This window comes from Clostridium neuense, from assembly GCF_045310695.1.
GTDB classification, from domain to species: domain Bacteria; phylum Bacillota; class Clostridia; order Clostridiales; family Clostridiaceae; genus Clostridium_S; species Clostridium_S neuense.
Genome location: NZ_JBJIAA010000036.1, coordinates 1 through 4,912 on the forward strand (window position 1 = coordinate 1; position 4,912 = coordinate 4,912).

Here is a 4,912-nt window from a genome sequence, read left to right on the forward strand (position 1 = left end):
TTTATTAGCTCAGTTGGTAGAGCACATGACTTTTAATCATGGTGTCCGGGGTTCGATTCCCCGATAAGCCACCAAAAGCAGATATAATATATATCTGCTTTTTTGATGTTATAATATTAAGTCTTTTAATAGTAAGAAGGTTCTTTATAAATATTAGCTTAGCAACAATCCTGATGGCATCCACAATCATCGTCGTGATGATGATGATGATGACAACATTCACACTCAGGAGTAACTGCGCATATGCAGCAAATATTTACGTAAATGCATTCATCGTGATGTTTTACTAAAACAACGTCTCTACATACCCTTTTTATCTTTACGTTTTCTAACTTCTTGCATTGTTCAAGAAGTAATGTAACTCTTCTTCCTCTAAGTCTTCTTAATACTCTTCTGATGTTTTCCATGTGTTTGCATTTTCTGCTCATCATTATCGCCTCCTAATAACATAATATGTGTATACAGAAATACTGACACTAAATTTTGGAATCATTAAGAACAATAATATCTATACTTTTTTATATTCAATGTAGTATAATAAAAATATCTAAGAAGAATTACGGGGTGTTGAATTTATGCGGTTAGTTCCTATACAGAGCGTAAAAGAAGGAAGTATTTTAGCAAAGACTATATATGATAGTGAGGGAAGAGTTCTTTTAAAAGAGGGCACTGAACTTAAAGATATAACTATTAGTAAAATAGAATATTTAAACATCTATACTATTTACATTAATGATAAATATAGTGATGCTGTAATAGAAGATGTTATTAAACCTGAAATAAGGCAGAAAGCTATAAAAAAAGTCAGAGATGTTTTTTATAACCTCGAAGATTATAATAAAAATCAAAATAATTATCAAGGACAAAATCTTTATAAAAAAAGTGAGAAGGATTTTCAATCGGTGCAATATGTTGCAAGGGAACTTATAGAGGAAATCTTATCGAGAAAAAATGTAATGATAGGATTAGTTGATTTAAAAAGTTTTGATGATTATACATATCAGCATTCAGTTAATGTAGCTGTTATAGCACTTATAATAGGAATGAAAATGAATTTTCATAAGTATGAGCTTTTCGATTTATGTATAGGTGCTCTTTTACATGACATAGGTAAAGTTTTTCTTCCAAATGAGATATTGAATAAACCTGGTGAACTCACAGAAGAGGAAAGAAAAATAGTACAAGAACATCCTAAAAACGGTTATGATTACTTAAAAGGTAGTTATGATGTGTCTGTACCAGCTAGAATAGTTGCACTTCAGCATCATGAGCGCATAGGAGGGCAAGGGTATCCAGAGGGAAGAGAAGGGGAAAGAATAAGCATACTTGCTAAAATAGTAGCAGTTGCAGATGTATATGATGCTATGACATCCACAAGAGTGTATAGAAAAGCATTATCTCCGAATGAAGCTTTAGAGTACATAATGGCTAATGGTGGTACTAAATTTGATTATAAGGTTGTTCAAGCCTTTTCTAAGGTTGTTATACCATATCCGCAGGGTACAATGATAAGATTAAGCAATGGTGATATAGCAGTTGTAACTAAGGTATACTCACAGATGCCTTTAAGACCAGATGTTAAAATTGTTTATAGTGAAATTGGTACAGAAATAAATTCTATAATGGAACTTGCTAAGGAGAATTCAATAGTAATAAATGGTTTAGAATATGAAGTGCCTGAGGATAATTAATGTTGAAATAATTGAAACAAATGAATTGGAGGTAATTGTTTGAATAAAGTAATTATATTTGATATGGATGGAGTAATTGTAGATACGGAGCCAATATATAGAGAGATAAATAAAAAATTATATAAAGAATTGGGTGCAGAAATAACCTTGGAAGAACAGTTTAGTTTTGTAGGGAATGGCTCAAGAATAATATGGACTAAAGTAAAGAATAAGGCCAATTTAAAGCAATCGGTTGAAGAACTTATGGAGCTTTCTAAAAATAGAAAATATGAATATCTTTCAAAGATTGGTTCTAAAATAACTTTAATAAGAGGAATAGAACAACTTCTGTCTTCGCTTAAAAATAATGGATTTTCTATAGTTATGGCATCATCATCTCCTAAGAAGAATATAGAAGTAATTCTTAATAGAGTTAAACTTATAGACTATTTTCAATATATAGTTAGCGGTGAAGATGTAGTAAACGGTAAGCCAAATCCCGATATATTCTTAAAAGCAGCGGAAAAGCTTAAGGCTAAAGCTTCTGACTGTACTGTTATAGAAGATTCCAACAATGGTGTTACAGGGGCTAAAGCAGCAGGAATGAAATGTGTTGGATTTAGAAATTTAAATTCTGGTAATCAGGATTTGTCTAAAGCTGATATAATATTAGAAGCTTTTGATGAAGAAGGAATAGGCAAAATAATTGAACTTGCGTCTAAATAAAATTATACAATAAAAATCCAAAAGAAGTATTATATTTATAAAAGGTAAAGTATACTATGGCTGTAGGTAGCATAGTACTTTACCTTTTTTATTTGCTATATAAGTTTATTATTATAGTTTTAGGGGATAGATGTAAGCTTATAATATGTCTATTATATTAGAAAACTAATGTACGTACATGTGATGGGCAATACTAGTATATTTTCAAACTAGGATAAAAATATTATTTTGCTAGTTTCCTAATAAAGCATAATCTTTTGTTAGAAAATATATTGATAAAAAATAGTGGTAGGTATATAATTAAAATAAGATGTACGTACATTATAAACCGGATTATATACAGGTTGTATTATGATTTTATGTATCAGCTCAATATAAGTAATATATAAATTCATGCTATTTTAACTATAGTGTTGTACTTGAATACTTGAAGTTGATTGTCATGGAGTATAAAATGTACTTATACATGTATACACTTTTAAAAGTAAGGAGATAATGCTGATACTTATGAAAAAAAATGAAACAAAACATGAAATTATTGAAAATCATTTTATAGATCTTATTAAAAATAAAAAGATAAATATTGGTGACCAACTACCATCAGAAAATGAAATTGCAAGCTATTTTAATGTGAGTAGACATACTGTCAGACAGGCACTTTCAAAGTTATCTGAACATGGACTTATTGTAAAGGAAAAAGGCAAGGGAACGTTCTGTATTGATAATTTTGAAAAGGAAGAAAAGGCATCTAAAAACATTGCACTGCTTACCACATATATTTCTAATTATATATTTCCTAAAATAACAGAGGGTGTGGAAGAAGTGCTAAGACAGAAGGGTTATAATCTTCTTCTTTTTAATAGCAATAATGATATTGAAAATGAAATAAATTGTCTCAAAAGTATAGAAAATCAAGATATTTCTGGAGTTATAATAGAGCCTGCTCAGAGCTCCATAAATAATTTAGACAAAAAATATTTTCAGGAATTTGATAAAAAGAATATTAAATATATAATGATAAACGCATATTATGAAGAACTTAATCCTGCTTATCTTGTGTTGAATGATGAACAGGGTGGTTATAGACTTACAAAATATTTAATAGAGCTTGGACATAAAAATATAGCAGCAATTCTTAAAAAAGATGATATTCAAGGTCAAAAAAGAAAAAAAGGCTATATAAAAGCTCTTGAAGAAAATGAAGTTAAAATTGATGAAACTATAATTGGTGAGTATACGACGGATACTAAAGAGATGTCCATTAAGGAATTTTTGAGAAGTATTCTAAAAATGCAGTCGCGACCAAGTGCTATTTTTTGCTACAACGATGAAGTTGCATTAAAATGTATAGAAATATTGCGAAAGGATGGAATTAAGGTCCCAGAGGATATATCTATAGTTGGATTTGATGATTCTAGTCTTGCAACTGCGTCAGAGGTAAAGCTTACTTCCATTATTCATCCTAAAAAACAAATGGGAATACAAGCGGCTAAATATATAATAGGAATGGTAGAAGGTAAACTTAAAAAACCAAGATATGTTTACGATGCAGAGCTTATTGTAAGAGATTCCTGCACTAAAAAATAATATTTACGGACTTTAAAAATACTTTTGATTTTATTTTTAGTGAAACTGCAAACCTTAAATTATTTATTTTAAGAAAATCAAGGAGGGGAATTAATAACATGTTAGAAGCATTAAAAAAAGAAGTATTCGATGCTAATATTGAATTAGTAAACAAGGGACTTGTAATTTATACTTGGGGTAATGTAAGTGGTATCGACAGGGAAAGTGGACTTTTTGTAATTAAACCAAGTGGTGTTGATTATGATACTATGAAACCTGATGATATGGTAGTAGTTGATTTAGAGGGTAATGTAGTAGAAGGACATTATAAACCTTCTTCTGATACACCAACTCATATTGTACTTTACAAAGAATATCCTGAAATTGGAGGGGTTGTCCATACTCATTCAGATTGGGCAACTACTTTTGCACAGGCTGGTATAGATATACCTGCTTTTGGAACTACACATGCAGACTACTTTTATGGAGATATTCCATGTGCTAGAGAGCTTACAGAGGCTGAAGTACATGGAGAATATGAGAAGGAAACAGGCAATGTTATAGTAGAAACTTTAAAACAAAGGAATATAAAGCCTCTCGATATACCTGCGATATTGGTTAAGAACCATGGACCATTTGCATGGGGAAAATCTCCTGCAAATGCTGTATACAATGCTGTTGTTCTAGATAAAGTTGCACAGCTTGCTTATAACACAATGACTTTAAAGCCAAATACAGAGAGAGTAAACAGTTACCTTTTAGATAAACATTATATGAGAAAACATGGACCAAATGCGTATTACGGTCAAGGAAGTAAATAATTTTTATGGGGGAATTATTATGAAGTTTTTTTTAGATACTGCTAATGTAGATGAAATCAAAGAAGCTAATGATATGGGCGTAATTTGTGGTGTTACAACCAACCCATCATTAATTGCAAAAGAAGGAAG

Annotated in this window: 6 protein-coding genes; 5 read left to right on the forward strand and 1 reads right to left on the reverse strand. The window is 30.4% G+C overall.

Features of this window, described 5'->3' with window-relative positions:
* Positions 1 to 158 precede the first annotated feature (158 nt).
* The gene (locus tag ACJDT4_RS23185; RefSeq protein ID WP_406789998.1) at positions 159 to 431 is read right to left on the reverse strand and encodes a hypothetical protein; all 273 of its coding nucleotides are present in this window, start codon (positions 429 to 431) and stop codon (positions 159 to 161) included.
* A 144-nt stretch (positions 432 to 575) separates the two neighbouring features.
* Here ACJDT4_RS23185 and ACJDT4_RS23190 point away from each other — a divergent pair, with 144 nt between their 5' ends.
* The 5 genes from ACJDT4_RS23190 to ACJDT4_RS23210 form a co-directional block, all read left to right on the forward strand.
* Positions 576 to 1,691: an HD-GYP domain-containing protein gene (locus ACJDT4_RS23190; protein WP_406789999.1), complete on the forward strand. Its 1,116-nt coding sequence runs from the start codon at positions 576 to 578 to the stop codon at positions 1,689 to 1,691.
* 39 nt (positions 1,692 to 1,730) lie between these two features.
* Positions 1,731 to 2,396 carry an HAD family hydrolase gene (locus tag ACJDT4_RS23195; RefSeq protein WP_406790000.1) on the forward strand — a complete coding sequence of 222 codons (666 nt, stop codon included), beginning with the start codon at positions 1,731 to 1,733 and terminating at the stop codon, positions 2,394 to 2,396.
* A gap of 507 nt (positions 2,397 to 2,903) precedes the next feature.
* Positions 2,904 to 3,983, forward strand: a complete 1,080-nt coding sequence (locus ACJDT4_RS23200) for a GntR family transcriptional regulator (protein ID WP_406790001.1) — start codon at positions 2,904 to 2,906, stop codon at positions 3,981 to 3,983.
* A gap of 98 nt (positions 3,984 to 4,081) precedes the next feature.
* Positions 4,082 to 4,783, forward strand: coding sequence for an L-ribulose-5-phosphate 4-epimerase (locus tag ACJDT4_RS23205; RefSeq protein ID WP_406790002.1), 702 nt, complete (start codon positions 4,082 to 4,084; stop codon positions 4,781 to 4,783).
* A gap of 19 nt (positions 4,784 to 4,802) precedes the next feature.
* Positions 4,803 to 4,912, forward strand: a 110-nt coding sequence (locus ACJDT4_RS23210) for a transaldolase family protein (RefSeq protein WP_406790003.1), incomplete at its 3' end; no start/stop codon positions are given.

What these genes read in the sequence shown, in the direction of transcription:
- ACJDT4_RS23205 (WP_406790002.1), top strand. Translation starts at nt 4,082, where the DNA reads ATGTTAGAAGCATTAAAAAAAGAAGTATTCGATGCTAATATTGAATTA.
- ACJDT4_RS23185 (WP_406789998.1), bottom strand. Translation starts at nt 431, where the DNA reads ATGATGAGCAGAAAATGCAAACACATGGAAAACATCAGAAGAGTATTA.
- ACJDT4_RS23190 (WP_406789999.1), top strand. Translation starts at nt 576, where the DNA reads ATGCGGTTAGTTCCTATACAGAGCGTAAAAGAAGGAAGTATTTTAGCA.
- ACJDT4_RS23200 (WP_406790001.1), top strand. Translation starts at nt 2,904, where the DNA reads ATGAAAAAAAATGAAACAAAACATGAAATTATTGAAAATCATTTTATA.